Below are 24,979 nucleotides of genomic sequence, written 5' to 3' on the forward strand. Positions count from 1 at the left end.
AGATGGCCCCGCCTACGAAAAGCGGCCCTCGTTACGACACTTTTATCCAGGTTCCCAAAGTCCGCGTCATTGATGACGAAGGCGAGAACCTTGGCGTTATGTTCACCCGCGAAGCTATGGAGCAGGCCAATGAAAAAGGCCTAAACCTTGTTGAAGTGTCCCCCAATGCGGACCCGCCCGTGTGCAAATTCCTCGATGTTGGCAAATATCGGTATGAGGCCCAAAAAAAGGCCAATGCTGCGCGCAAAACGCAAAAGACGCAGGACATCAAAGAAGTCAAAATGCGTCCCAATATCGACACGCATGATTATGACGTGAAAATGCGCAACGTGAACAAGTTCATCGATCAAGGCGACAAGGTGAAAGTGACCTTGCGCTTCCGTGGCCGTGAAATGGCGCACCAGCATCTGGGCATGGACCTGCTCAAACGCGTGCAAACCGACGTGGAAGAAACCGCCAAGGTAGAAGCCTTCCCAAGGCTCGAAGGCCGCCAAATGCTGATGGTGCTCGCACCGAAGTAAGCGCCAAGGCAATGGCACCAGCAATTAAATATAGGGGCGAGAGCATTTGGCGCTTTCGCCCCTAACCTTTGTGCGTTGCGGGAGCGAGGTGCCTACTAGAGCGCTCAGATGCCGGATCTACACAAAGGACGTCGCAAGAGCGGCCGCCCTCCCAAGCCTATGAGAAGTAAGCCAGGCGAGCCGGATGGCCCGTATCCCGCGCTTGTGGGCGCAAAGCCAGCCACTGTATTCGACGAATAACACACCACATCCGATAACCGGGAACAAATCCCTTTCTTATCAATCTATAGACTAGCACGTGAGGTGTGGGATTGGCTGTCCTTCTAAACGAAGGCACTCCTTGGCCCGTTTGGAGTGATTCCCCGCTAATGGCCCGTCCGGCGCCTCACAAACACCCTCTACGCCCCATAGTCGCGCCTACGATCGCGATTGTGCGGGGCAAAATCCCCGCGAAGCCCCGTTTACAAGAGGGTAAGCGCATTCGACACAGGACTGCTTGATATGCCCCGTTTTCAGGTAATTGCTTCCCTTGCCGCAACCTCTGCGCTGGCCCTTAGCGCTGCTCCTACGCTCGCGCAGGATGCGCGCCAGACTGTTGACCCCCAGTTTGAAACCTTTGCTCCCACTGGCGAACCCATCCGGCACAGCATCGACTATTCGATCTGGGATGAAGCGATGCAGAATATCGTGATCTCAATGGGCCCGAGCCTGCGCCAAAGCGCCGGTCGTCCCGATGGCAGCTTTGGTACGCGTCGTCAGTATGGTCATGTCTCACGCTATCGCCTTGAAGGCACGCGGATCATGTTCAGCTTCCTCGACAGCGACGTAATCGCTAGTTTTAGCGAGTATCGTCGCGACCTAGAAAGCGTGGCCGATCAGGTCGATATTCAATCGCTTTCACGCAACGAACAGCTCGCCTATTGGATCAATCTCCATAACGTCGCAATCATCGAACAGATCGCCAATGAATGGCCAATACGCCAGCCGCGCGAGATTGAAATTGGCGGCGTCCCTATGGACGAGGCGCGCTTTATCACGGTGGAAAGCATTGCTCTTTCCCCACGCGATATTCGCGAGAAAATCGTCTTTGCCAACTGGCGCGATCCGCGCGTAATCTATGGCTTTTGGCGCGGTGAGATTGGCAGCCCGTCCCTTCAGCGCGAGGCATTCAATGCAGACAATGTTGGCCGCCTGCTTGACCGCGGCGCGCGCGATTTCGTAAATTCGCTGCGTGGCACACAAAAACGCGGCAGCACTTTGGAAGTTGCTGAGCTGTATGAAGAGGTTGCTGGCTTTTACTTCCCCAATTTTGACGGCGACCTGCGCGCACATCTCGCGCAATTCGCTGATGAAGACACGTCAGAGATCCTCAGTGGAACAAGCCGTATTGATGCCAGTGTGCGCGAATATGACATCGCTGACCTGGCCGGCGGCGTACGTGAGCCAACCTATCAAAACATCACGCAAGATGGCGATCAGGTGAGCTTCCGCATCCCGCAAAGCATGGCGCGCCTACTCGCTCAGCGCGAAGAGAAATTCCAGCGGATCATTCGTCAGGGCCGCACTGGCACAGTCACATTCAGCAATATTGATCTACCCGGCGATCCCGATGACAAGGGCGAGATCGAGTAAGCTCGCTCAGTCTTTTTTGCTCTCGGTGAATTTTGATGCCCGCCTGACCACTTGGTCAAGCGGGCATTCTGTTTTTACGCGCTGCTTGTAAGTAGCACGCAATTGATAATTGGTAGTTTTTCCCCTAATGCTTTCGAACTTAGGGGCGGAAGTTATGAATAAGAACGGCGTTCTATCAATGGGGCTGGCATCCATACTCGCAATTGCTGCGACACCTCTGACGGCTGAGGTTCAGGAGTTCGAAGAACAATCCCGTGTCTCGCCTACAACTGCTGAGGCATCCCTCTTTTCGATCTTCGTTCCCACTGAAAACCCCGTTCGGCACCGACTGGACTACAGCATTTGGGATTTTGCGCTCAGAAACATAGTAGTGCCCATGGGCCCGCCCAATCGCAAAACGGCGCGGCGTCCTGACCCAGTATTGGGCACGCGCACGCGCCAGGGGCACAATTCACGCTACCGGCTCGAGGGGTCGCTGGTTGGTTTTTCCTTTCTTGAGCGCGATATGATTGCAAGCTTCACTGAGTATCGCGAAGACTTGGAACAGATCGCAACCGATCTCGACATCTCAACCCTGCCCCGCAACGAACAACTCGCATTCTGGATCAACCTGCACAATGTCGCGATGGTTGAGCAGATTGCTCTGCAATGGCCCGTTCGCCAGCCGCGCGAACTGGAAATTGATGACGCACCGCTGGACGAGGCGAAGTTCATCACCGTGTCCGGTGTCGCCATGAGCCCCCGCGATATTCGCGAGAACATCGTCTATGCCAATTGGCGCAGTCCTAAGGTCATCTACGGCTTTTGGCGCGGAGAGATAGGCGGACCAGCGCTTGAACCCATGGCCTATACTGGTTCGAATGTCGGCTCGCTTTTGGACCTTGCGGCGGGGGATTTTGTAAACTCGCTGCGCGGCACGCAAAAACGCGGCGACCGGCTTGATGTGTCAACACTGTATGAAGAGACGCGGGCCTTTTTTTTCTCTGATTTCGAGAACGATTTACGCGCGCATCTAGCAGAATATGCCGATGAAGAGGTGATAGGGATATTGGGCGAAACCAACATTGTGCGCGCCTCAATCCGCGAATGGGATGTTGCCGATATGTCAGGCGGTGCCCGCCAAGCGAATTACCTGTTTGTGCAGGATGAGTTTGAAGTCGCTTCCTTACGGATTCCCTATGCAATGAAACAGTTGCTGAGTGAGCGCCTTCGAAAGCTTAGAGTGATGGAAGGCAATGGAGAACGGACAGGCCGTGTCATTTTCTCCAATATTGACTTGCCGGGCGATCCACCGAACAAGAACGCGGTCGAGTAATTCTCAGCTCGCGGGGCGAACCATGGTCCAGAAATGTGGGCCACCATCTGGCACGTCCCATTCAGCTGTGACCTCAAATCCTAACCTTGTGTAGATCGCGACATTACTGGGCGTCGCGGTTTCAAGCAGCACACCGCGCGCTTCTTCGGCAGCGCGAGCAATACCGGCACGGATCACAGCTCCGCCCCAACCCTTTCCCTGAGCTTCAGGCGTAACGCCGACATAGCGCAGATAGGAATGGCTCTGCGGGCGCGGATGGCGGGCATACATGGCATCTGCCACCTTCAACCCGCGCGACAATGCGCCGCCAAACACGCCGAGCAACCGCAGATTGTCCCAAGTGGAGGCAAAGACCCCGTCCGTGACATTCCCTGGCGGATACCAGAGCGAAGCTGCACCAGCATCCTCTGAGGCGAGCACTTGGCCATGGCGATGCGATTGCTCGGCCATAATTGCAAAGAAGCGCGGCAAAACAGCGCGTCGCTTGTCCGGGTCAGGCAGAATCCACACAAGCGCCGGATCATCCTGAAACGCGGTAGCCAGCGTGGCGACGATGCGGTCTGGACTTTCAGCCGGACCCTTCGACAAAATGGGGCGCTCTTGGTTCATCTTGATTGTCGTAGCGCAATAATTCGGCGGAAAGCAAAGTGCCTCATGCCTGTGACACCTTGCGCTCATCGACGAAGCTGGCAGTGTGCCTGTAGGGAGAAAACAACACACCATGACCGCGCGCATGATCGGCCTTGCCCTTGGCCCGCTCGCCTTTGCAATCACCGCTCTTGCGCCTGCCCCTGCTGGGATGAGCGGCGAGGCTTGGCTGGTTGCAGGGCTCGTCATTTGGATGGCGGCGTGGTGGATGACAGAGGCGGTTCCGCTGGCTGTCACCGCCCTCCTGCCCTTTATCATCTTGCCCTTGGCAGGCGTGATGGATGCCCGCGCCACGGCGAGCGCTTACTACGCGCCGATCCTGTTCCTGCTGCTTGGCGGTGCCTTCATCGCGCTGGCGATTGAGAGGACAGGGCTGCACAGGCGGCTGAGCCTCGCTATCTTGAAAGCGATCGGGTCGGAGGGTGGACAAGCGCGCCTGCTGCTTGCGTTCATGGTGTCGGCTGCGATCCTTTCGATGCTGATCTCAAACACATCGACCACTCTGATCATGATGCCGATGGCTCTCGCGGTACTGGCTGGAGGTACCGCGATGGAAGCGCAGGCCGAGACAGGTGAGGCAGAAATCGAGACTTCAGGGCTCTACGGTGCGCTCCCTATGGGGATCGCTTTTGCCGCGACTATTGGCGGACTTGGCACGATTGTTGGCTCCCCCACTAATGGCATCGCTGTGCAATTGCTCGACGATATGATCGGATTGCAGATCACCTTTGCGGGCTGGATGGCTTACGGTTTGCCCGTGGTACTGATCGGTGTGCCGCTCGCCGCTTTTGTCATTTCGCGCGTGCAGAGAGTGGCAGCGTATCCGTTTGACGTGGCCGCTGCCCGCACTGCCATCGATGATGCAAGCGCATGGTCGAGCGCGGAGCGGCGGCTGGTTCCGATCATCGCCATCACCTTCACGCTTTGGATGACGCGGCGTTGGGTCGCGCCTTACCTGCCAGAGGGAAGCTGGACCGACGGGACCATCGCGGTGATCGCCGCCCTCGCGCTGTTCCTTCTACCCGATGGAACAGGTCGCCCGATGCTCAAATGGCAAGAGGCCGACCGCGCGCCATGGGGCGTAATCCTGATGTTTGGCGGCGGTTTGGCGCTGGCTGCTGGCATGCAGGCATCGGGGCTAGCCGAATGGCTGGGCAATGCGCTGCTGCCCCTCGACGCCGTGCCGCTGTTCCTGATGGGCCTCGCGATTGTGGCAATGGTGGTGCTGGTCACAGAATTTGCGAGCAATGTCGCAACCGCTTCTGCCATCATTCCCGTCGTCGCCAGCCTTGCCGCAGCCCTGGGCCTCGGGGAGAACGCAATCCTTATCGCGATGCCAGCGGCGCTTGCAGCGAGCTGGGGCTTTATCCTGCCCGCAGGCACAGGGCCAAATGCGATTGCGTGGGCGACCGGGCGCCTCAGGATTGAGCGGCTGGTGCGCGCGGGCATCGTGCTCGATCTGATCGGGATCGTGCTGATCGTTGCTTTGGTGTGGTTAGTGGCGGGTATCGGCTAAAGCGTATCGCAAGCTGGCAGGCTCGCATCATTTTGGAAGAGCGTGCCGCCGCTGCTGAACCCATCGCCGATCATCACTTCATATTGCATGCCCTCCACAAGCGCTGCGCCTCTTGCGAAGTCTGCCAGTGGGGCAGCGCATCTCCGTATTGCAGAAATGCAATGGCGGGCCGGTTTTCGTAGGCCTCTGTTTCGTTGGCCAAGAAGTCGGCCCGCCAGACAATTTCTGACGGCTTGTCATGACCCGGCCCATCGGGAAGCATCGCGACCCAGACATAATCTGGCCGCGTCGGATCACTACTAAAGAAGTCTTGCGTATTGGAAATTGCAAACGCGACCGCCCCGCCTTGCTGACATGGGGTTACCTCAAAACCGGCAGGTTGGCATCCTTGGGTGATGGCGATCAAAGCGACTAGGAAAGCGGCGCGTTTCATATGCCTTTGCTATCACACGCTATTACCCGACCAAAGCGGCTCCTCACGGACCCCAGCAATCCACAGCCCCACGCAGCAAAACCGGTTGCACCTGTAACCAATCGCTCGTATCCAAAATCTATTGCACGGGCCTTTGGGGAGAGGCGCTTCTGCGGAGGTTAGAAGCGGGTGCCTCACTGGTCCTTTCAATAGCTTCTGCCTTCCTAGGAGCGTTTGTTAGGAAGGAAATCGGCGCATGACCGATGCTATTGATCCGGTTGACACCCCCACTCCTCGCCGCAAGCCAAAGCCTGTGCGCACCGAGATTGGCGGAAAGCCGCTAAAGCCATCGACGCTAATGATGGGCCACGGCTTTGATCCGGCTCTGTCGGAAGGATCACTGAAGGCTCCGATTTTCCTCACTTCCACCTTCGCTTTTGAAAACGCAGCGGCAGGCAAGCGTCACTTTGAAGGGATCACGGGCAAGCGCGAAGGCGGCGCAGAGGGCCTCGTCTATTCGCGCTTTAATGGACCGAACCAAGAGATCCTCGAAGACCGATTGGCGATCTGGGACGGTGCTGAGGACGCGCTGACCTTCTCCAGCGGGATGACCGCGATTTGCATCCTGATGATGGCCTATGCGAGCGCAGGGGATGTGATCGTGCATTCAGGGCCGCTTTACGCTGCAACCGAAGGGTTTGTGGCCAAGGTGCTGTCGAAATTTGGTGTGACCTATATCGACTTCCCCGCAGGCGCGACGCCAGAGGAACTCGACGAAGTGATCAAGCGCGCCAAATGCCAAGCGGGCGAAAATGGGGGCAAGGTCGCGATGATCTACCTCGAAAGCCCCGGCAACCCGACCAATGCACTTGTTGATGTGCAGGCGGTTCGCGAAGCGCGCGATGCGAACCTCAAATGGCCCTGCCCGATCGCCATCGACAACACCTTCCTCGGCCCTCTATGGCAACGCCCACTGGAACACGGCGCGGACATTGTCGCCTACTCACTGACCAAATATGTGGGTGGCCATTCCGACCTTGTCGCAGGCAGCATTGCTGGCGCGAAGAAGTGGATGGACCCGGTGCGCGCACTGCGCAACACGATGGGCGGGATCGTCGATCCGAACACGGCGTGGATGCTGCTGCGCTCGCTTGAGACAGTGGAGCTGCGCATGCAGCGCGCAGACGAGAATGCGCAAGAAGTTTGCGCTTTCCTGAAAGAGCACCCCAAGGTCACCGGTCTCGGCTATCTCGGCATGATCGAAGACGCCCGGCAACAGGACATCTATGACCGTCATTGCCTTGGCGCAGGCAGCACGTTCAGCGTCTTCATCGATGGCGGTGAGGCAGAGTGCTTCCGCTTCCTCGACAACCTGCAAATAGCAAAGCTCGCCGTTAGCCTGGGCGGGACAGAGACGTTGGCCAGCCACCCTGCTTCGATGACACACCTTTCCGTGCCCGATGAACGCAAGGCCGCGCTTGGCATCACGGACAGTCTCGTGCGGATCAGCATCGGGATCGAGGATGCCGGCGACCTGATCGCCGACTTTGCTCAGGCGCTGGACCACGTTTGATCATGCTCCTACTCTCGCGAGCGACAAGCTGCGGGAGTTTGAGATGACTGATACCAGAAAGCCAGTGTGTCTGGTCCTTGGCGCGGGCGCGGGGATTGGCGGCAATGTCGCTGCGCGCTTTGCAGCTGAAGGGCACCATGCCGTACTGGCAAGGCGCTATGATGAAGAGGGCTTGCAAAGGCTGGTCGGGCAGATCGAGGAAGCGGGCGGCAGCGCGTCAGGCGCTTTGGTGAATGCCAGCGATGATGGCTCGATAGAGGAGCTAGTGCAGCGCACTGAGCGCGATATCGGGCCTATTGATACAGCACTCTACAATCTGGGCGCGCAGATCGGGAACCGCCCCTTGCTCGACACCCCACATCGCACATTTGAGCTTGGCTGGAGGCTGGGTTGCTTTGGCCTGTTCCGCTTGGCGCACGCAATGTTCCCGGCGATGGTTGAGCGGGCAAAGAGTGGGCGGCACGGCACGATGCTGGTCACCTCTGCCACGGCTGCGGTGCGCGGCAATGCGGGCCAGCATAGCCACGCAGCGGCGATGGGTGGAAGGCGGATGCTTTGCCAAACGCTCAACGCCGAATTCGCTCCGCAAGGCGTCCATATCGCGCATGTCGTGGTGGATGGATCAGTCGATGCGCCCGACACTTTGGGCAAGCTGCTAGGCGACAAATTCGAAGCCTATAAAGCGATGAAGGGCGATGACGGCGTCATTGACCCAGCCAATATCGCAGAAACCTATTGGAACCTTGCCCAGCAACCGCGCAATTGCTGGACGCATGAGATTGACATTCGCCCATGGACCGACACGCCATGGTGGAACGACAACCCTGCGCCAGAGATCAATTCTGCGGGGAAGGGTTTTGCGAGTCAAAAAGACGGATAGATCCGTCGTCACCGTATTGAGCGCAAGGAGCTTCCTCTTCCGGAGTGCCCTTTTCGACATAAAAAATGCGGACCAGATCGCAGGGAATATACGGCCCTGGAGACATAACCGCCTTATAGGCCCCGCCCTCTCCACGTTGAAAGATTTCCGCGGCCACAGGAGAATATTCTCCTTCAGGCAGCTCAATCAGAACCATTGCATAATCGCCCGAGACGGAGACTGAACGGATTTGCTGATCTTGCGCTGCGGCCCTATTTTCGGCCCTTGTCTGTTCCGAGCCTTTGAATCGTATCTGTTGCGCAATACGACGCATCATTTCGTCTGGGTCGTCGGTCAATTCGGCGGCGCCTTGGTAGTCACCATCACCAATCATCTGAAGAATTTCGACGCTGACTTGCGCCGCCTCATGCTCAGAATGGTCGACCGGTGCTTCGGCAGCGGCGCTGGATGGTTCAGCCTGTTCAGCGGCGCTTGTTTGCGAACAGCCAATGGACAGCGCGGCTGCGACAGACACCATTGCGAAGGCGCGTGTCTTTAGAACTCGGCTCAAGATACGAGCTTTCCAACCAATGTGCGAAGCGCTGCATCAAGTTCAGCGTCGGTTAGCTTGCCCGCTTCTTCGTCGAACACGTCGGAGTAATGCGGGACCGACAAGTGCCCGACCACTTCACCGCCAAAATTGGGCGCGGCTTTAACCGCAAAGTCTAGCACGCGGCCTGCGCCGCCTTGACCGTCAGATGTAGCCATCAACGCCATTCTCTTACCCTGCCAAACTTCGCGGCCCAATCGGCTGCACCAATCGAACAGGTTTTTGAAGCTGGCAGGAAAAGCGCCGTTGTGCTCAGCGTGAGAGATCATGAGCGCATCGACGGCTTCAATCCGCGCAAGGAAATCATGCGCCAATTGCGGAACTCCGCCAATCTCGCGCTCACGATCTTCACTGAAGATCGGCATTTCATAATCGTGGATGTCGAGCGTCTCGATCTCATGATCCTGTGCAAGGCTGGCCGCATATTCGACCAGATTGCGGTTGATCGACGTCGAGGAATTGCTGGCGGCAAAGGCAAGGATACGCATTGGTCTTGGTGATCTCCGAAAAATGGCTCAGCCGCGCCAAGTGCGGCGCTCTTCGCCCACTCTTAGAACTTCGTAGGCGAGCTGAAGTTTCTGAAATTCTGCTGCCGCTTCCTCATCGCCCGGTTTCACATCGGGGTGAACCTCTTTGGCTTTGGCGCGGTAGGCTTTCTTGATCGCGTTGAAATCCGCGTCCGCTTCCAATTCGAGCAGTTCAAGCGCACGCATTTCATCGGCGCTGCGCGAACCATCGCCTGATCCTGTCCAGCCATAATGCGAAGCCTCGGCATAGCCTTCGCTTTCCTGCCGCTCAGCCTTGGCGCGTTCGGCCTTTTGTTCTTTGTCCAGCCCCTCAAAATAGTCCCAGCCTTTGTTGTATTCTGCGGCATGCGCCTGACAGAAATACCAGCGGTCCGGGCTATTGGGGGATTTGGGCGCGGGGCACAGGCCCGGCTCACCGCAACCATGACGATCGCATTCACGCTGAGCCACTGTCTCGCGTGAGGAATTGTAAGATCGCCACCGGGGAAAGCCCCAATCGTTGGAACGCGTCGCCTTAGGCACGGAAATACATGATGTTTGTCGGGTGGATCACGCTGTCAATCTAGGAGTGTTCGCGCCAGTTGCAAACCCAGTTAAAGCGAATTCGGAACCAGTTGCGATGTGAAATGTTGCATTGCAATAGATTGTTCATATGTGCGCGCTTAAAGCGTGCGCTTCTTTAGGGATCACAATGAGCCAACAACTCACCATATCCAGTCTGTTTTCAGCTTTTGCGCTGGTGGTGCTCGTGCTGTTTGCGCGCGCAGCGGATATGGCAGCTGAGCCGATTCCGGGTGCTTTTGTCCAGACACAGGTGTCTGCTGGCCTCGACGGCTAAGAAAACGGCCCACCCCTGCTGTTCCCAGAGAAGCGAGCCGTTCCAAGACGTTTAGTTGATCACAATGCTCGCGGCTCGGCGGTTTTGCGCCCATGCAGCCGCATTTGATCCAAGCGCGACGGGGCGTTCCTTACCAAAGCTGCGCGTACGGATGCGGTCGGCAGACACGCCCAGACTGACGAGGTAGTTCTTGGCCGAGTTTGCGCGCCGCTCACCCAGAGCAAGGTTGTATTCGCGCGTGCCGCGTTCATCTGCGTGTCCTTCAATCGTGAAGGTGAGGCTGGGGTACTGCGCGAAATACTGCGCCTGAGCCTGCAAAGCAGCTGCGTCCGAACTGTCGATATTGTAGCGATCGGTGTCGAAATAGATGATCGACGATCCACCCACAGCATTGGAGAAATGCTCCTGCGTGCCCGGCCCTGCCACATTGGCGACAGGCGCGGAGGTTGGCGTCGGTGCAGGTGTTGCCGTCGTCACTGGCGGCGGCGGCAGTTCCTCTGGCGCCTTTTTCGAACAAGCTCCCAGTGCAAGGGCAGAGGTCAGCATGATGGCCGTTGCGGCTTTTTGCGTGGAGAAAGTCATAAGTATTGCTCTCCGAATTGGGCCGGGCAAATCCGCTCCGGCGAGTGAAACACAAATTGGTGGCTTAGTCGCGAATAGGTCCCCAAGCCGGGTCTGAGGCATCAACAGGCGTTGGCAGGCGGCGTTCATTGCGGCCAGTCAGATCGACCTGCCAAAGGCCCGAACGGCCAGAATTGCGCGCCGTACGGAAAAACTGGATGATACGGCCATTGGGTGCCCATGTTGGGGCCTCATCCTGCCATCCGTCTGTCAGCACGCGCAGGTTGCGCCCCTGCGGCGTCATGACGGCAACATTAAAATCGCCAGCAATGCGCGTGAAGGCAATCTGGTCACCGCGCGGGCTCCATTCCGGCGTCGCACAACGCCCGCCGAAAAAGGTAATGCGGCGTTGGTTTGAGCCATCGGCATTCATGACATAGCATTGCTGCGAGCCCGAGCGGTCGCTTTCAAAGACAATGCGTGATCCATCAGGCGAATATGATCCGCCAATGTCGATCCCCGGTGCATCCGTCAGTTTGGTGCTTTGACCGCCATTCACCGAAACGCGGTAAATGTCGGTATTGCCGTTCACTGCCATCGAATAAAGGATATTGCGCCCATCAGGCGACCAGCGGGGGGCAAGCGTGGGGTTGCGGTTCTCAGTCACCAAAGTCTGCTGCCCACTGCCAATGTCATAGACATAGATGCGCGGGTTCCCGTCGACATAGGAGAGATAGAGAATTTTCGAATAATCAGGTGAGTAACGCGGAGTAAGAGCAGTCGCGCTGCCCAACGTCAAAAAACGGTGGTTTGCGCCGTCGGAATCCATCACGGCCAAGCGCTTGACCCGGTTATCCTTAGGCCCCGTCTCAGCGATATAGGCGATGCGGCTATCGAAGAACGGGTCTTCGCCGGTCAACCGGGCATAGATTAGATCAGAACATTTATGCGCAGCGCGCCGCCAATCTGCTGGGCGCACCTCGTATCCTTCGCGGATCAGCTCATCTTGCAGAGCGACATCGTAGAGGTAGCAGCCGACGACAACGCGGCCATTGCTGCCCGCATTCACAAAACCATGGACCAGCATTTCCGCGCCGCGCCCACTCCAGCTGCCCCAAGCAGGGCTTCGAACCTGTTGAAATTCTGGGGTCGGCAGGCTGTCAGGTCCGGTTGGTTTAAACAGGCCATTATTGCGCAGATTTGCGGTGATTACTCGCGCGACCTCGCGGCCCAATGCAGCTGTACCATCGGCATTGGCCGGGGTCGGCACATCGCGGCTGGTGGCGAATGCGGGGATGGCAATGCCAAGGTCCTGCCAATCGCTTTCATCGGTGACGGTTCCGCGCAATGGGCCATCGTCTTCTTCACCCTCAATCGAAAGCGCTTCAACCTCGCCTCCTTCGGCCAGCGGCTCGCCCAAATCCTCGTTCTGCGCGTAGGCGAGCCCATGAAAAGGCAGAGCCAGCAACGCTGCAAGGAGGGGCAAGAGAGTTCTAATCTTCATTCCTAAAGCCTTCTGTCGAATTGCCATTCGAGGTCGTCCCAGCGACTATAGAACTGCTCTGGCAAGTTGAAAGGTGCTGCGCGCCGAACAGCGCGAATTGCGCGCTCGCAATGGAGTGCAACTTGGGGCTGATTTGATGGCGTGATGCTGTTTTGCTGGGTTCGACAGGTCGGAGTACCACGCAGCGAGCCATCTTGATTGAGCCGCCATGAAACGATGGAGACAAGCTTATCGGCATCAACACCGGTGGGTGCGCTCCAATTTGGGCGAAGCTGGCGGGTGATTGCCGAAGACAGCGCCGCACGCTCACGCCTGCCAAAGGTTGCGGCTGGAGCACGGGTTTCGTCGGTCTGCGTGGAACTACCCTGCCCTTCGAGGAAATTTTCACCGATGCGGCTGCCACCAGAACGCTCAGCGCTGCGCGTCGGCGCTGGCGATGACTGAGTGCGATCGGGTCGGCTTCGGTCGCGCGGCGGTGAGGTGTTGCGGTCGGCCTGCCGTGTGTTGCTGCGCGTCGGCGGCGGAGGCGGCGCGCTTGTGGGCTCGGGCGCTGGGCTTGTCTCATCAGGAGCAGCCTCAGGCGCGGGCACATCAGACAATGTCGGCGCAATCGCAGCGCGGCTTTCAGCCACAGGATCAGGCGCAGTGCTTTCTAGGCTAACTTCGGTCGCGAGGCTCACCGATACTCGGTCGGAGGAAAAAGGGGGCGGCGTTGTGAAAAGGAATTGCAGCGCGAGCAAAGCCAAGAGCGCCCCGTGCAGCGCAAGCGCCACGATAAGGCCGATGCCGTCCTCGGTCCTAAAGCCAGCACGAGGCATTTCCTGAGACATTGCGTGTGCCATTCCTCCCTCGCTATGGCGCGGTAACTGAACCGTCGGTGACTAGTGAGATTGAGGTGAAACCTGCACGGCCCAGCTCTCCCATCACCGCCATCACTCTGCCGTAATCGAGGCTCCTGTCGCCGCGCAGAACGATGGTGGGCAACTCGCCTGCACCATTGCGATCAATCGCCGCCAATGCTGCTGGCACACCGCCATTGGGGACCGGCTCATTTTCGAGGTAAACGCGGCCTTCGCTGTCGATGCTGATGGTGATTTGCGTGGGCGCTTCCTCAACGGCTTCAGCACGGCTTTCGGGCAGCTCAATAGGGACGCCTACAGCCGGAAGCGTGACGGTGACCATAAAGATGATGAGCAGCACAAGCATCACATCGACCAGCGGAGTGACGTTAATCTCCGCCATTGCCGCGCGGCGCGAACGGCGACCGCGCTTGCGTCCAGAAGATGCCAAACCCATCGCCATTAGGATTTATCCAATTCGCGGCTAAGGCCCGCATGCACCTTATCCGCAAAGCGTTGGAGCTTGGCTTCGTATTGGTTCACGCTGTTGCTGAAATGGTTGTAAGCCATCACCGCAGGAATAGCGGCAAACAGCCCGATTGCGGTTGCGAACAGCGCCTCTGCAATACCCGGAGCCACCACGGCCAGCGAGGCAGATTGCTGCGCACCGATTTGGAAGAAGCTGTTCATGATGCCCCATACGGTGCCGAACAGGCCAACAAAGGGCGCGACCGAACCGATAGTCGCCAGATCGTTGAGACGCCCTGAAAGCTCGTCTGCCTCTGCTGCAACCTGGCTTTCCATTGCCGCTGCAATCCGTTGACGCGCCGCATCGCGGTCTATCGCAGTGCCTTTGGTCGAGCGCTTCCATTCATCCAGTCCCGCACCTGCAATGCGCGCCGAAGGAACAGAGGCACGCTGCCGTTTCGACAGCACAGCTTCGCGATCAGCGGTTTCCCAAAAATCGCTTTCATAGCTCCTCGACTTTGAGTTTGAACCGCTCAACCGCAGAGAGGATGAGACGATCACAAGCCATGTCCAGATACTGGCAAAAACCAGCCCGATGATCACCGCCTTCACGATGAAATCAGCGTCCATAAACAGTTCAATCGGATCAAGCCGTGTGGGACCGATCCCACCAGCCGCTTGGGCCGCGGCAGCATTCAAAAGATCAAAGGGCACTCTTACCCGTCCTTCCTGTTCATCAATTCCTGAAAAGCTGCGCGCCATTCAGCGGGCTGCCTGCGCGGGCGACCTTCCAATGAGATAAAGCCAACGCGCAAAGTGGCCTCGCATAGCGCATCCTCGCCGCGCCTAGCGATCTGGTGCATCCTGCAACTCGCCGCACCAAGCTCTGTGCAGGTCGTCTCAATCACCACATCATCATCCAGCTTTGCCGGGCGCAGATATTTGAGGTTGATTTCGGACACCGCATAGGCGCCTTGGTCCTCTTTTGCCTCAGCCTCAATCGCAGCGCGCTGATCAATTTTCAGCATCCGCAGTAGGTCAGACCGCGCGCGTTCAAACCAGCGCAGATAATTAGCATGGTAAGTAATGCCGGAAAGGTCGGTGTCTTCATAGTATACGCGCACCGCATAAAGGTGCCGCGAGCCATCAAAGATTCCGCCCGGAGGATGGGGCTTCGGTGTTGGGTTAACCATTGGGTGCGTGGTTAGCGCAGTGGATTCCGCCATGCCAGCGTGATTTGCTAAACTTGCCTGAACCGCGCCAAAACGAGTCTGATTTGCGACCAGAGGTTAGCTTTTATTCCAAATCATTGGCCCCAAAGGCTGACCGCCAAAGATATGGACGTGCAGATGCGGCACTTCTTGCCCGCCATGCGCACCGATATTGGCCATTAGACGGTATCCGGGTTCGACCAGCCCCTTTGCCCGCGCCACCTCGCCCACCGCGCGGATAAAGCCTGCGATTTCTGCAGCAGAGGCTTTAGCAGAGAAGTCATCCCAGCTGACATAGCGGCCCTTTGGGATCACCAAAGTGTGAACCTCCGCCTGCGGATTGATGTCTTCGAACGCGAAAGCCCATTCGTCTTCAAAAACTTTGTTCGATGGGATTTCCCCGCGCAGGATTTTGGCGAAGATGTTTTCATCATCATAGGGAAGCGTGGGGTCGATCGGCATTATTCGCTCCTAGATGCTTTCTCCACGAGGCCAGACGTCCCTTCGCGCCGGTCCAATTCGGCCATGACCTGATCGAGCGATATACCTTTGGCTTGAAGCAAGACGATCAAGTGAAAAAGCAAATCGGCGCTTTCGCCCACCAATTCCCGATCATCGCCGGACAAAGCAGCAATCACAGTTTCGGTCGCTTCTTCGCCCACTTTTTGCGCGATTTTGGCCACGCCTTTGGCGTTCAACTTGGCGACGTAAGACGTATCGGGCGAAGCGTTCATGCGCTCAGCAATAGTGGCTTCGAGGCGGTCTAGAGTGCTCATGTGGGTCTAATTCCCCTATACGCCGCGCGCTGGCAAGCCTGCTGCGCGCAATGCTGAATGCGCTTCGGAAATCGAGTGGGTGCCGAAGTGGAAGATTGACGCGGCCAGTACTGCGCTTGCGCCGCCTTCGCGCACACCTTCGACCAAGTGATTGAGCGTGCCTACGCCTCCGCTGGCGATAACAGGAATGCTCACCGCGTCAGCAATCGCGCGGGTGAGTTCGAGATCGTATCCCGCCTGCGTGCCATCGCCATCCATTGAAGTGACAAGCAATTCTCCTGCGCCAAGCTCAGCGACTTTCTGCGCGTATTCAAGCGCGTCGATGCCTGTGGGCTTGCGACCGCCATGCGTGAAGATTTCCCATTTGCCGTCAGCCATCCTCCGCGCATCAACACTCGCCACGACACATTGCGAACCAAACCGCGCAGCGATCTCCGCTACCAATTCAGGCCGAGCAACCGCCGCCGAATTGATCGCAACCTTGTCCGCGCCAGCAAGCAAAAGCGCGCGCGCATCCTCAACGCTGCGAACTCCTCCGCCGACGGTGAGAGGCATAAAGCACACTTCTGCGGTGCGCTTGACGATATCGAGGAGCGTCCCGCGCCCTTCATGGCTGGCGGAAATATCGAGGAAACAAAGCTCATCCGCGCCCGCCGCATCATAAGCGCGCGCTTGTTCCACCGGATCGCCAGCGTCCTTGAGGTCGACGAAATTGACGCCCTTCACAACGCGCCCATCGGCAACGTCAAGGCAGGGAATAACGCGGATACGGACGGTCATGGTTCTGTCGCCTCTGATCTTGCTTCGATGGTTGTCGTGCAGGTCAACTCGCCTTCTACCTTTTCACAGTCTTTCTCTTCTAGCCATGGCATCACCGCAAATGGCCAGATCAGACTGAGTAAGAAAGCCCCGCCCATGCCAAATACCAGTCCCTGCTGCCCAAATCTTGGCTCAAGGAAACGCGTTACCCCCAGCGCGAGCGCCAAAAACACCACAGCGTTGATAAGTGAAACCTCCAGCGAACCACCTGAAACTGTAAATCCGCCTAAAACGGTCAAGATAAGGAATAGGACACCGATCAGGCGATACATTGCTACCCCCGCGCCCCCATCGCGATCGCGGCTGCTAGGTCCAGCTTGCCCTCATAGAGCGCCCGCCCGGTAATCACGCCTTCAATGCCCAGATGCGCTTGGACGGAGAGGACGTGGATGTCGGCGATGCCCTTTACCCCGCCGCTGGCGATGACAGGGATGTCTACGCGCTGTGCCAGATCGACAGTTGCGTCGATGTTCACGCCTTTGAGCAAGCCATCGCGGCCAATATCGGTGAAGAGCAGCGAGGCGACGCCGGCATCTTCAAACCGGCGGGCGAGGTCGACAACGGAAACATCGGACACCTCCGCCCAGCCCTCGGTTGCGACCATGCCGTCTTTGGCGTCGACGGCAACGACAATGCCGCCTTCCCATTCGCGCGCCATTTCCTTGACAAAGTCAGGGTTCTTGAGCGCCGCGGAGCCCATCACCACACGCGCAACGCCTAGGTTGAACCAGTCCTCAACCGCTTTCGCATCGCGGATGCCTCCGCCCAGTTGTACATAGCCAGGGAAGGTCTCGATAATGGATTGGACAGCCTCGCGGTTGCGTCCCTCGCCTGCGAAGGAGCCGTCAAGGTCGACAACATGGAGATGCTCCGCCCCTGCCTCAGCGAACAGCATTGCTTGGGCTGCCGGGTCATCGCCATAGACAGTCGCGCGGTCCATATCGCCTTCGGCCAACCGCACGACTTCGCCGCCTTTGAGGTCGATTGCTGGAAAGATGATCACGGCTTCCACTCCAAAAACTTCTCAAGGGTCCCAAGGCCGTATGCCTGGCTCTTCTCAGGGTGGTACTGCACGCCGAGCACATTGTCGCGCGCGACCGCCGCAACGATCCCCTCGCCATGGTCGGTCAGCGCGGCCACATCCTGCGGCTGCTCGGCTACAAAATGATACGAGTGCAGAAAGTAAGCCTCACCGTCTTCAATCACCGCATGCGATTTGGCATGAGGCAAGAGCGCGACGTCGTTCCAGCCCATATGCGGAACTTTGATCGCGGGATCGCTTGGCCCGATCAAGCGCACCTCGCCGGGGATCCAACCGAGCCCATCATGAGCGCCGAACTCCAGCCCGCGCGTAGCGAGAAGTTGCATTCCGACGCAAATGCCAAGAAACGGCGCAGCCCCCACTTGCACGCGCTCGGTCATCGCCTCGATCATGCCGGGAACCGCGCGCAAGCCGTCCGCGCACGCCTTGAACGCGCCGACACCGGGCAACACGATCCTGTCGGCCGCGCGCACAACACTGGCATCAGCGGTAACGGACACATCCGCCCCAACGGCCTTCAGCGCATTGTGAACCGAATGGAGATTGCCCGCCCCATAATCGATAAGGGCGATAACTTCAGCCACCAAGCTGCCCTTTCGTGCTCGGAATTGCGCCGCCTTTGCGCGGGTCTCGCTCCACCGCGATGCGCATCGCGCGGGCGAAACCTTTGTAGATACTCTCGCAAATGTGGTGGTTGTTGGAACCGTAAAGCAACTCGATATGCAGCGTCAGCCCTGTGGATTGTGCAACACTTTCAAACCAGTGCTGGATCAGCTCAGTGTCCCACTCGCCCAACTTCTCTTGCGTGAAACCTGCCTTCCACACGGTGTAGGGCCGTCCCGAAATGTCGAGTGCCACGCGGCTGAGCGTTTCGTCCATGGGTGAATAGGCGCTGCCATAACGGCCAATGCCCGCCTTATCGCCCAGCGCATCGGACAAAGCCTGGCCCAGCGCAATCGCCGAATCCTCGGTTGTGTGGTGTTGGTCGACGTGCAGATCGCCCGCCACCTTCATCGTCACATCGATCAGCGAATGCTTCGAAAACTGCTCCACCATATGATCGAGGAAGCCAATCCCGGTAGAGACGTCATACACGCCTGTTCCATCAAGATTGACGGCGATTTCAATGCTGGTTTCAGCGGTTTTGCGCTGAACGGATCCGGTTCTGGCGGGGCTTGTCATAGTGAGAGCGCTATAGGCGCGCAGACATATCGTGCAAGACTTGGATGGCAGAGCTTGGCCGGCCCAACTGCAAGCTTACCGAATGAACAATCGACCGCGCTACATCACGAAAGGCTTGACCCGCGCGACTATCTAACCGATTCAACGCATGAAATGACCGAAGACACACCCGATAGCCTGATCCCGTATGATGAGATCGTTCAAGAGGCGCTGCGCGCTGTGGTTGGACGTGTGCTCGGAGAAATTGAGCGCGGGGGCAGCGAGCTTCCCGGTACGCACCATTTCTACATCACGTTCAAGACGAACGCAGCGGGCGTTTCGATTCCTGCCCATCTGAAAGAGCGTTTTCCCGACGAAATGACGATCGTCCTGCAGAACAAGTTCTGGGATTTGGATGTGACAGAAGAGGGCTTTTCCGTGGGCCTTTCCTTCAATCAAATCCCCGCAAAGCTCGACGTACCCTATGCCGCGATCACGGCCTTCGTTGACCCAGCGGTGGATTTCGGGCTGCAATTTCAGGCCGCAGGGGAACTTGCCCCGGAAGAGCATGACGATGCGACAAATGATGCTGAGGCGCAGACCAAACCTGTTGAGGTCGAACAGGAAGATGGCTCCAACGTCGTCAGCATTGATTTTGGCCGCAAGAAGTAAGGTCAGCGGGCCAGCGCAATATGGCAGAGACATCTGAGGACACTCCAGAAACGCAAGAGGCCAAATCCTCCTCTCTGCCGCTGCCCAGCACCAATCCGACCACAAATCTATTGATCGCCGATATCGTCGTTCGCGGCGCGTCGTCACTGCTGCGCAAGGATGTTGAAAAGCGCGTAGTGAAAGCCAGCGCGGACAGCGATGAAGAGGCTAATGATGTGCTCGACGGGCACACCATGATCCGCACCTTGGCGCTTTACGGCGCGAGCAAGCTGGCGATGCGATCGAAAGGCGGGCTCGCTCTGGTGGCAGGCGGTCTTGCGCTCAAAACGCTATATGACCGGGGCAAATCGCGCCAAAAACGGCTGGCCGCGTCAAAGACTTCAGGCGACAAAGCCTCATAACAACGCCGGTTACCCTTGATTTCGCCCCCAGACCTGCGCCATCGCACCTGAATGGGCCAACCAACAGACACTAGCACCGAACAAGATAAGCTCCACCGCAGGGGTTTGCTGTTTATCCTCTCCTCGCCATCAGGCGCGGGCAAGACCACTCTGTCGCGCAAACTGCTTGAAGCGGATGAGGAAATAAGGCTCTCGGTCTCGGCCACAACGCGCCCGCCCCGCCCCGGAGAGGTTGATGGGGTGGACTATCACTTTGTCTCCGAAGCTGACTTTGATCGCATGGTCGACGAAGACGATTTCTATGAATGGGCGCATGTCTTTGACCACCGTTACGGCACGCCCAAAGGCGCGATCCGCGAGGCGCTGAAAGACGGCCAAGATTTCCTTTTCGACATTGATTGGCAGGGCACACAACAGCTTAAGCAAAAGGACGATCAGGACGTCGTCACCGTTTTTGTGCTGCCTCCCAGCTTAGACGAATTGCGCAGTCGGCTTGAAGGTCGAGGTCAGGATTCCGCGGAAGTGATCGACGGCCGCATGGAGCGCGCGCGCGCAGAAATCAGCCACTGGGCCGAATACAAATATGTCGTCATCAATGACGATATTGAAGAATGCTTCGAAAAAGTGCGCGAGATCCTGCACGCCGAGCGGATGCTGAGAAAACGCCAGACCGGTATGATCCCATTTGTGCGCGAATTGATGGGGTAATGTGACCAGCTGCGTCCGGTGAGCGAGACCTAAGCTGATCGCAGCTCTATAATGAGGCCAGAAGCTTGAGCCCCGATGCGACGTGGAGACTCAATGGATTCTTTCAGAACTTGAAAGTGGCAGTCCTCATAGGCGCGGTCGAGCTCCAACCTAACGGGACAATCCAGCATTGTCGGGTTTGGGCGCCTTCGAGGCGAAGTTCTGGGCCGACAATAGCGGCTGCATTTCAGGCTAAAAGCCAATAACAGCAGTGCTTTGAGCAACGATGCCGGAAACTTCGATGACCTTTGCCTCCTATATGCTTGCAGTTCAAACGACAAAAGGCCCCGCTGGTAACAGCGAGGCCTTTTTGTATTGGGTTTTCAACGTGATGCTGGTTGCGGGAGTTGGATTTGAACCAACGACCTTCAGGTTATGAGCCTGACGAGCTACCGGACTGCTCCATCCCGCGCCACCTAGCTGCGCGTCTTTGAGCGTCGCCGCTAAAGACGCCAAAAGGGCTAACCTTAAGAAAGGCCAGCCCTTTGACTATGAATGGGTTTCTACTCACATACCACAAGCTGCAATGCCTGGCGGCGACCTACTCTTCCATGCCTTAAGACATAGTACCATCGGCGCTATCTGGTTTCACGGCCGAGTTCGAGATGGGATCGGGTGGGTCACAGACGCTATGACCACCAAGCAATGAAGCTTGTGGATGCGGGTTTTAAATCGATGCACACTCTACAAGAGAGTGGATTTGCGTTGTTGCAAAGGGCGTATCTGGCTGGAGAACTCCTCCGTCAGACGGACCAATTCAGGCCTGTCATTGACAGTGCGAACTCTCAAGCGCGATCAGAACTATTAGGACTGGTTAGCTTCACGCATTACTGCGCTTCCACACCCAGCCTATCAACGTCATGGTCTATGACGGTTCGAAGATACCTTATCTTTAGGGAGGCTTCCCGCTTAGATGCTTTCAGCGGTTATCCCGTCCATACATAGCTACCCAGCGGCACGCCTGGCGGCATGACTGGTACACCAGAGGTATGTTCACCCCGGTCCTCTCGTACTAGGGGCAACTCCTATCAAGTATCGACGCCCACGGCAGATAGGGACCAAACTGTCTCGCGACGTTCTGAACCCAGCTCACGTACCACTTTAATTGGCGAACAGCCAAACCCTTGGGACCTGCTCCAGCCCCAGGATGTGATGAGCCGACATCGAGGTGCCAAACGATTCCGTCGATATGAGCTCTTGGGAATCATCAGCCTGTTATCCCCGGCGTACCTTTTATCCGTTGAGCGATGGCCCTTCCACGAGGGACCACCGGATCACTATGACCGACTTTCGTCTCTGCTCGACTCGTCAGTCTCGCAGTCAGGCAGGCTTATGCCATTGCACTCTCGCAGCCGGTTTCCAACCGGCCTGAGCCTACCATCGCGCGCCTCCGTTACTCTTTAGGAGGCGACCGCCCCAGTCAAACTACCCGCCACAGAGGGTCCTACTACCGGATAACGGTAGTTAGTTAGACATCAGAAAACAGCAGGGTGGTATTTCACCTATGGCTCCACTTGGACTGGCGCCCAAGTTTCAAAGCCTCCCACCTATGCTACACAACTCTTTCCTAATGCCACTCTGAAGCTGCAGTAAAGGTGCACGGGGTCTTTCCGTCTAACCGCGGGTACTCCGCATCTTCACGGAGAATTCAATTTCGCTGAGCATATCCTGGAGACAGTGGGGAAGTCGTTACGCCATTCGTGCAGGTCGGAACTTACCCGACAAGGAATTTCGCTACCTTAGGACCGTTATAGTTACGGCCGCCGTTTACTTGGGCTTCAATTCGGAGCTTGCACTCCTCCTCTTAACCTTCAAGCACCGGGCAGGCGTCAGACCCTATACGTCGTCTTGAAGCCGACTTAGCAGAGTCCTGTGTTTTTGATAAACAGTCGCTACCCCCTGGCCTGTGCCCCCTGATAAGAGTTGCCTCGAATCAGGGCCTCCTTCTTCCGAAGGTACGGAGGCAATTTGCCGAGTTCCTTCAGGATACTTCTCTCAAGCGCCTTGGTATACTCTACCTGACCACCTGTGTCGGTTTCGGGTACGGTCTATATGAAGAGGCTATTTCCAGGAACAACTTGGCAGCATGCCCAATCCAATAAGGACACACTACTTCCATCATCCGTCACACATCTTCAGGCCCACGAATATTAACGTGGTTCCCATCGACTACCCCCTTCGGGCTCGTCTTAGGGGCCGGCTTACCCTGCTCCGATTAGCGTTGAGCAGGAACCCTTGGTCTTTCGGCGAGAGGGCATCTCACCCTCTTTATCGCTACTCATGTCAGCATTCGCACTTCCGATATGTCCACCGTCGGTTACCCTTCGGCTTCAACCACTTACGGAACGCTCCGCTACCGCTCATAGTAAACTATGAACCCTAAGCTTCGGTGCATATCTTTAGCCCCGTTACATCTTCGCCGCAGGAACCCTTATTTAGACCAGTGAGCTGTTACGCTTTCTTTAAAGGATGGCTGCTTCTAAGCCAACCTCCTGGTTGTTTTGGGATTCCCACATGCTTTCCCACTTAGATATGACTTGGGGACCTTAGCTGTAGGTTAGGGCTGTTTCCCTTTTGACGACGGACCTTAGCACCCGCCGTCTGTCTGCCAGACAAGACTCATTGGTATTCGGAGTTTGGTTAGGTTTGGTACCGCTCGCGCAGCCCTAGCCCATCCAGTGCTCTACCCCCAATGGCATACATCTGACGCTCTACCTCAATAGATTTCGCGGAGAACCAGCTATTTCCCGGCTTGATTGGCCTTTCACCCCTAAACACAAGTCATCCGAGCATTTTTCAACATGCAACGGTTCGGTCCTCCAGTGCGTGTTACCGCACCTTCAACCTGCTCATGCCTAGATCGCCGGGGTTCGGGTCTAATCCAACATACTCAGTCGCCCTATTCAGACTCGCTTTCGCTTCGCCTACACCTAACGGCTTAAGCTCGCATGCTAGATTAAGTCACTGACCCATTATGCAAGAGGTACGCTGTCACCCCCTATGGGGCTCCAACTGCTTGTAAGCATCCGGTTTCAGGTACTGTTTCACTCCCCTAATCGGGGTGCTTTTCACCTTTCCCTCACGGTACTGTGTTCGCTATCGGTCATGTACGAGTATTTAGGCTTGGAGGGTGGTCCCCCCATGTTCAGACAGAATTTCACGTGTTCCGCCCTACTCAAGTCCTTTTCTAGTCTTTTCGCATACGGGACTGTCACCCACTATGGTCTCACTTTCCAGAGAGTTTTGCTAATAATAGAAAAGGCACTGGCCTGGTCCCGGTTCGCTCGCCACTACTACGGGAATCTCGGTTGATGTCTTTTCCTCCGGGTACTGAGATGTTTCAGTTCCCCGGGTTTGCTTCACCAAAGCTATATATTCACTAAGGTGATACCTTATCCACCTCTCTCAACCTCCCCGAAGGAAGAATGAAAGAAATGGTGAAGGTGGGTTTCCCCATTCGGAAATCGCCGGATCAAAGATTGCTCACATCTCCCCGACGCTTATCGCAGCGTGCCACGTCCTTCTTCGCCTGTACATGCCAAGGCATCCACCAAATGCTCTTACCTCACGCTTGAGAATCCACACCATCAACGACAGGTCTGCATAAAGTCCTGTTCGTCTTCACGATGATATGGAGGAATTATCTCAGCCAGATAATCAATTTGATTGATTTTGTGATGATATCGATCGCGTTCAGATCTCCAACCCTAAGGTCAGAACCTGTGCGACGATACCGCCACGGCATCGATTTAAAAACCCATTCACAATGTCAAATGTCGGCGGACAATCCGCCTGACCGGTCGAAACCGGATCTCTTTCTTTTCAAACAATCGGAACAAAATACCTGGTGGAGCCTATCGGGATCGAACCGATGACCCCCTGCTTGCAAAGCAGGTGCTCTCCCAGCTGAGCTAAGGCCCCTTATAGGTAAAATGGTGGGCCTGAGAAGATTTGAACTTCTGACCTCACCCTTATCAGGGGTGCGCTCTAACCAACTGAGCTACAGGCCCACACCTGTCCTGCGCTGGCCTAATAGGCCGCGAGGGGCGTGAGCCAACTCAGGATAACAACACCCTGAAGCGTTGTTTCCGATTGATGAAAGGACATGAGGACGACGGCAATGTTCTTTGGAAGTCACGAAGCTCTTCCCGACGCAAGGTCAGGCGCTTTCGTAAATATCCTTAGAAAGGAGGTGATCCAGCCGCAGGTTCCCCTACGGCTACCTTGTTACGACTTCACCCCAGTCGCTGATCCCACCGTGGCTAGCTGCCTCCTAAAAGGTTAGCGCACTATCTTCGGGTGAAACCAACTCCCATGGTGTGACGGG

Annotated in this window: 28 protein-coding genes, 3 tRNA genes and 3 rRNA genes (1 of these 34 running past the window's edge); 10 read left to right on the forward strand and 24 right to left on the reverse strand. The window is 56.9% G+C overall.

Annotated elements, in window-relative coordinates:
• The first annotated feature begins 2 nt into the window (after positions 1-2).
• The 3 genes from infC to AC0V6N_RS10845 all read left to right on the forward strand — a co-directional run bounded on the left by infC (position 3) and on the right by AC0V6N_RS10845 (position 3,468).
• A complete protein-coding gene (infC, locus tag AC0V6N_RS10835) occupies positions 3-521 on the forward strand; it encodes a translation initiation factor IF-3 (RefSeq protein WP_486171566.1) in 519 nt (172 codons plus the stop codon).
• A 501-nt stretch (positions 522-1,022) separates the two neighbouring features.
• Complete coding sequence (locus tag AC0V6N_RS10840) at positions 1,023-2,153, forward strand: DUF547 domain-containing protein (protein WP_486171567.1); 1,131 nt, start codon at positions 1,023-1,025, stop codon at positions 2,151-2,153.
• 154 nt (positions 2,154-2,307) lie between these two features.
• Positions 2,308-3,468, forward strand: coding sequence for a DUF547 domain-containing protein (locus AC0V6N_RS10845; protein WP_486171568.1), 1,161 nt, complete (start codon positions 2,308-2,310; stop codon positions 3,466-3,468).
• A gap of 3 nt (positions 3,469-3,471) precedes the next feature.
• Here the strand turns inward: AC0V6N_RS10845 and AC0V6N_RS10850 are convergent, their stop codons facing one another.
• On the reverse strand, positions 3,472-4,077 hold the full coding sequence (locus AC0V6N_RS10850; protein ID WP_486171569.1) for a GNAT family N-acetyltransferase: 606 nt from the start codon (positions 4,075-4,077) through the stop codon (positions 3,472-3,474).
• 112 nt (positions 4,078-4,189) lie between these two features.
• Between AC0V6N_RS10850 and AC0V6N_RS10855 the strand changes: the two genes are divergently transcribed.
• Complete coding sequence (locus AC0V6N_RS10855; RefSeq protein WP_486171570.1) at positions 4,190-5,632, forward strand: SLC13 family permease; 1,443 nt, start codon at positions 4,190-4,192, stop codon at positions 5,630-5,632.
• A 73-nt stretch (positions 5,633-5,705) separates the two neighbouring features.
• Here the strand turns inward: AC0V6N_RS10855 and AC0V6N_RS10860 are convergent, their stop codons facing one another.
• Positions 5,706-6,065 (reverse strand): hypothetical protein, encoded by a 360-nt coding sequence (locus AC0V6N_RS10860; protein WP_486171571.1) that lies wholly within the window; start codon positions 6,063-6,065, stop codon positions 5,706-5,708.
• A 235-nt stretch (positions 6,066-6,300) separates the two neighbouring features.
• Between AC0V6N_RS10860 and AC0V6N_RS10865 the strand changes: the two genes are divergently transcribed.
• Both AC0V6N_RS10865 and AC0V6N_RS10870 read left to right on the forward strand, forming a co-directional pair.
• Positions 6,301-7,617 carry a cystathionine gamma-synthase family protein gene (locus AC0V6N_RS10865; RefSeq protein WP_486171572.1) on the forward strand — a complete coding sequence of 439 codons (1,317 nt, stop codon included), beginning with the start codon at positions 6,301-6,303 and terminating at the stop codon, positions 7,615-7,617.
• Positions 7,618-7,660: 43 nt separating this feature from the next.
• A complete protein-coding gene (locus AC0V6N_RS10870; protein ID WP_486171573.1) occupies positions 7,661-8,497 on the forward strand; it encodes an SDR family NAD(P)-dependent oxidoreductase in 837 nt (278 codons plus the stop codon).
• Here the strand turns inward: AC0V6N_RS10870 and AC0V6N_RS10875 are convergent.
• Genes AC0V6N_RS10875 through AC0V6N_RS10885 form a run of 3 tightly spaced genes read right to left on the reverse strand, consistent with a single transcriptional unit; the run spans position 8,454 to position 10,135 of the window.
• Entirely contained in the window at positions 8,454-9,047 is a 594-nt protein-coding gene (locus AC0V6N_RS10875) for a hypothetical protein (protein ID WP_486171574.1), read from the reverse strand. The two genes, AC0V6N_RS10870 and AC0V6N_RS10875, sit on opposite strands and share 44 nt — an antisense overlap.
• Entirely contained in the window at positions 9,044-9,574 is a 531-nt protein-coding gene (locus tag AC0V6N_RS10880; RefSeq protein WP_486171575.1) for an NADPH-dependent FMN reductase, read from the reverse strand. Before AC0V6N_RS10880 ends, AC0V6N_RS10875 begins: the two co-directional genes overlap by 4 nt.
• 27 nt (positions 9,575-9,601) lie before the next feature.
• Positions 9,602-10,135, reverse strand: coding sequence for a J domain-containing protein (locus AC0V6N_RS10885; protein ID WP_486171576.1), 534 nt, complete (start codon positions 10,133-10,135; stop codon positions 9,602-9,604).
• Between the two features lie 169 nt (positions 10,136-10,304).
• Here AC0V6N_RS10885 and AC0V6N_RS10890 point away from each other — a divergent pair, with 169 nt between their 5' ends.
• Positions 10,305-10,451: a hypothetical protein gene (locus tag AC0V6N_RS10890; protein WP_486171577.1), complete on the forward strand. Its 147-nt coding sequence runs from the start codon at positions 10,305-10,307 to the stop codon at positions 10,449-10,451.
• A gap of 51 nt (positions 10,452-10,502) precedes the next feature.
• Here the strand turns inward: AC0V6N_RS10890 and pal are convergent, their stop codons facing one another.
• From pal to hisB, 13 genes are all read right to left on the reverse strand, one after another.
• Positions 10,503-11,033, reverse strand: a complete 531-nt coding sequence (gene pal, locus AC0V6N_RS10895) for a peptidoglycan-associated lipoprotein Pal (protein ID WP_486171578.1) — start codon at positions 11,031-11,033, stop codon at positions 10,503-10,505.
• A gap of 64 nt (positions 11,034-11,097) precedes the next feature.
• The gene (gene tolB, locus AC0V6N_RS10900) at positions 11,098-12,516 is read right to left on the reverse strand and encodes a Tol-Pal system beta propeller repeat protein TolB (RefSeq protein ID WP_486171579.1); all 1,419 of its coding nucleotides are present in this window, start codon (positions 12,514-12,516) and stop codon (positions 11,098-11,100) included.
• A 2-nt stretch (positions 12,517-12,518) separates the two neighbouring features.
• Positions 12,519-13,358, reverse strand: coding sequence for an energy transducer TonB (locus AC0V6N_RS10905; protein WP_486171580.1), 840 nt, complete (start codon positions 13,356-13,358; stop codon positions 12,519-12,521).
• Between the two features lie 10 nt (positions 13,359-13,368).
• Positions 13,369-13,818 carry an ExbD/TolR family protein gene (locus tag AC0V6N_RS10910; protein WP_486171581.1) on the reverse strand — a complete coding sequence of 150 codons (450 nt, stop codon included), beginning with the start codon at positions 13,816-13,818 and terminating at the stop codon, positions 13,369-13,371.
• Positions 13,818-14,585: a protein TolQ gene (gene tolQ / locus AC0V6N_RS10915; protein ID WP_486171582.1), complete on the reverse strand. Its 768-nt coding sequence runs from the start codon at positions 14,583-14,585 to the stop codon at positions 13,818-13,820. Before tolQ ends, AC0V6N_RS10910 begins: the two co-directional genes overlap by 1 nt.
• The gene (locus AC0V6N_RS10920; RefSeq protein WP_486171583.1) at positions 14,540-15,049 is read right to left on the reverse strand and encodes a YbgC/FadM family acyl-CoA thioesterase; all 510 of its coding nucleotides are present in this window, start codon (positions 15,047-15,049) and stop codon (positions 14,540-14,542) included. The genes tolQ and AC0V6N_RS10920 overlap by 46 nt, the downstream gene beginning before the upstream one ends.
• A gap of 63 nt (positions 15,050-15,112) precedes the next feature.
• Entirely contained in the window at positions 15,113-15,496 is a 384-nt protein-coding gene (locus tag AC0V6N_RS10925) for a histidine triad nucleotide-binding protein (RefSeq protein ID WP_486171584.1), read from the reverse strand.
• The gene (locus AC0V6N_RS10930; protein ID WP_486171585.1) at positions 15,496-15,810 is read right to left on the reverse strand and encodes a phosphoribosyl-ATP diphosphatase; all 315 of its coding nucleotides are present in this window, start codon (positions 15,808-15,810) and stop codon (positions 15,496-15,498) included. Before AC0V6N_RS10930 ends, AC0V6N_RS10925 begins: the two co-directional genes overlap by 1 nt.
• 15 nt (positions 15,811-15,825) lie before the next feature.
• Complete coding sequence (hisF, locus tag AC0V6N_RS10935; RefSeq protein ID WP_486171586.1) at positions 15,826-16,590, reverse strand: imidazole glycerol phosphate synthase subunit HisF; 765 nt, start codon at positions 16,588-16,590, stop codon at positions 15,826-15,828.
• The gene (locus AC0V6N_RS10940; RefSeq protein WP_486171587.1) at positions 16,587-16,901 is read right to left on the reverse strand and encodes a hypothetical protein; all 315 of its coding nucleotides are present in this window, start codon (positions 16,899-16,901) and stop codon (positions 16,587-16,589) included. Before AC0V6N_RS10940 ends, hisF begins: the two co-directional genes overlap by 4 nt.
• A 2-nt stretch (positions 16,902-16,903) precedes the next feature.
• Positions 16,904-17,632, reverse strand: coding sequence for a 1-(5-phosphoribosyl)-5-[(5-phosphoribosylamino)methylideneamino]imidazole-4-carboxamide isomerase (hisA, locus tag AC0V6N_RS10945; protein WP_486171588.1), 729 nt, complete (start codon positions 17,630-17,632; stop codon positions 16,904-16,906).
• On the reverse strand, positions 17,629-18,255 hold the full coding sequence (gene hisH / locus AC0V6N_RS10950) for an imidazole glycerol phosphate synthase subunit HisH (protein ID WP_486171589.1): 627 nt from the start codon (positions 18,253-18,255) through the stop codon (positions 17,629-17,631). Before hisH ends, hisA begins: the two co-directional genes overlap by 4 nt.
• Complete coding sequence (gene hisB / locus AC0V6N_RS10955; protein WP_486171590.1) at positions 18,248-18,853, reverse strand: imidazoleglycerol-phosphate dehydratase HisB; 606 nt, start codon at positions 18,851-18,853, stop codon at positions 18,248-18,250. Before hisB ends, hisH begins: the two co-directional genes overlap by 8 nt.
• A 153-nt stretch (positions 18,854-19,006) precedes the next feature.
• Here hisB and AC0V6N_RS10960 point away from each other — a divergent pair, with 153 nt between their 5' ends.
• From AC0V6N_RS10960 to gmk, 3 genes are read left to right on the forward strand one after another with little or no spacing between them, the layout of a single operon-like run.
• On the forward strand, positions 19,007-19,504 hold the full coding sequence (locus tag AC0V6N_RS10960) for an SspB family protein (protein WP_486171591.1): 498 nt from the start codon (positions 19,007-19,009) through the stop codon (positions 19,502-19,504).
• Between the two features lie 20 nt (positions 19,505-19,524).
• Positions 19,525-19,905 carry a hypothetical protein gene (locus AC0V6N_RS10965; protein ID WP_486171592.1) on the forward strand — a complete coding sequence of 127 codons (381 nt, stop codon included), beginning with the start codon at positions 19,525-19,527 and terminating at the stop codon, positions 19,903-19,905.
• Positions 19,906-19,956: 51 nt separating this feature from the next.
• A complete protein-coding gene (gmk, locus tag AC0V6N_RS10970) occupies positions 19,957-20,613 on the forward strand; it encodes a guanylate kinase (protein ID WP_486171593.1) in 657 nt (218 codons plus the stop codon).
• 374 nt (positions 20,614-20,987) lie between these two features.
• Here the strand turns inward: gmk and AC0V6N_RS10975 are convergent.
• The 6 genes from AC0V6N_RS10975 to AC0V6N_RS11000 form a co-directional block, all read right to left on the reverse strand.
• A tRNA-Met gene (locus tag AC0V6N_RS10975) sits at positions 20,988-21,064 on the reverse strand.
• A 116-nt stretch (positions 21,065-21,180) separates the two neighbouring features.
• Positions 21,181-21,295, reverse strand: a 5S ribosomal RNA gene (gene rrf, locus AC0V6N_RS10980).
• Positions 21,296-21,436: 141 nt separating this feature from the next.
• Positions 21,437-24,226, reverse strand: a 23S ribosomal RNA gene (locus AC0V6N_RS10985).
• A gap of 271 nt (positions 24,227-24,497) precedes the next feature.
• Positions 24,498-24,573: transfer RNA gene (locus tag AC0V6N_RS10990), tRNA-Ala, on the reverse strand.
• A 12-nt stretch (positions 24,574-24,585) separates the two neighbouring features.
• Positions 24,586-24,662, reverse strand: a tRNA-Ile gene (locus AC0V6N_RS10995).
• 175 nt (positions 24,663-24,837) lie between these two features.
• Positions 24,838-24,979, reverse strand: a 16S ribosomal RNA gene (locus AC0V6N_RS11000) (it continues 1,344 nt past the right edge of the window).
• Together the 16S, 23S and 5S rRNA genes with 3 tRNA genes alongside form the textbook arrangement of a ribosomal RNA operon.

The organism is Erythrobacter sp. S57(2025), from assembly GCF_057365055.1.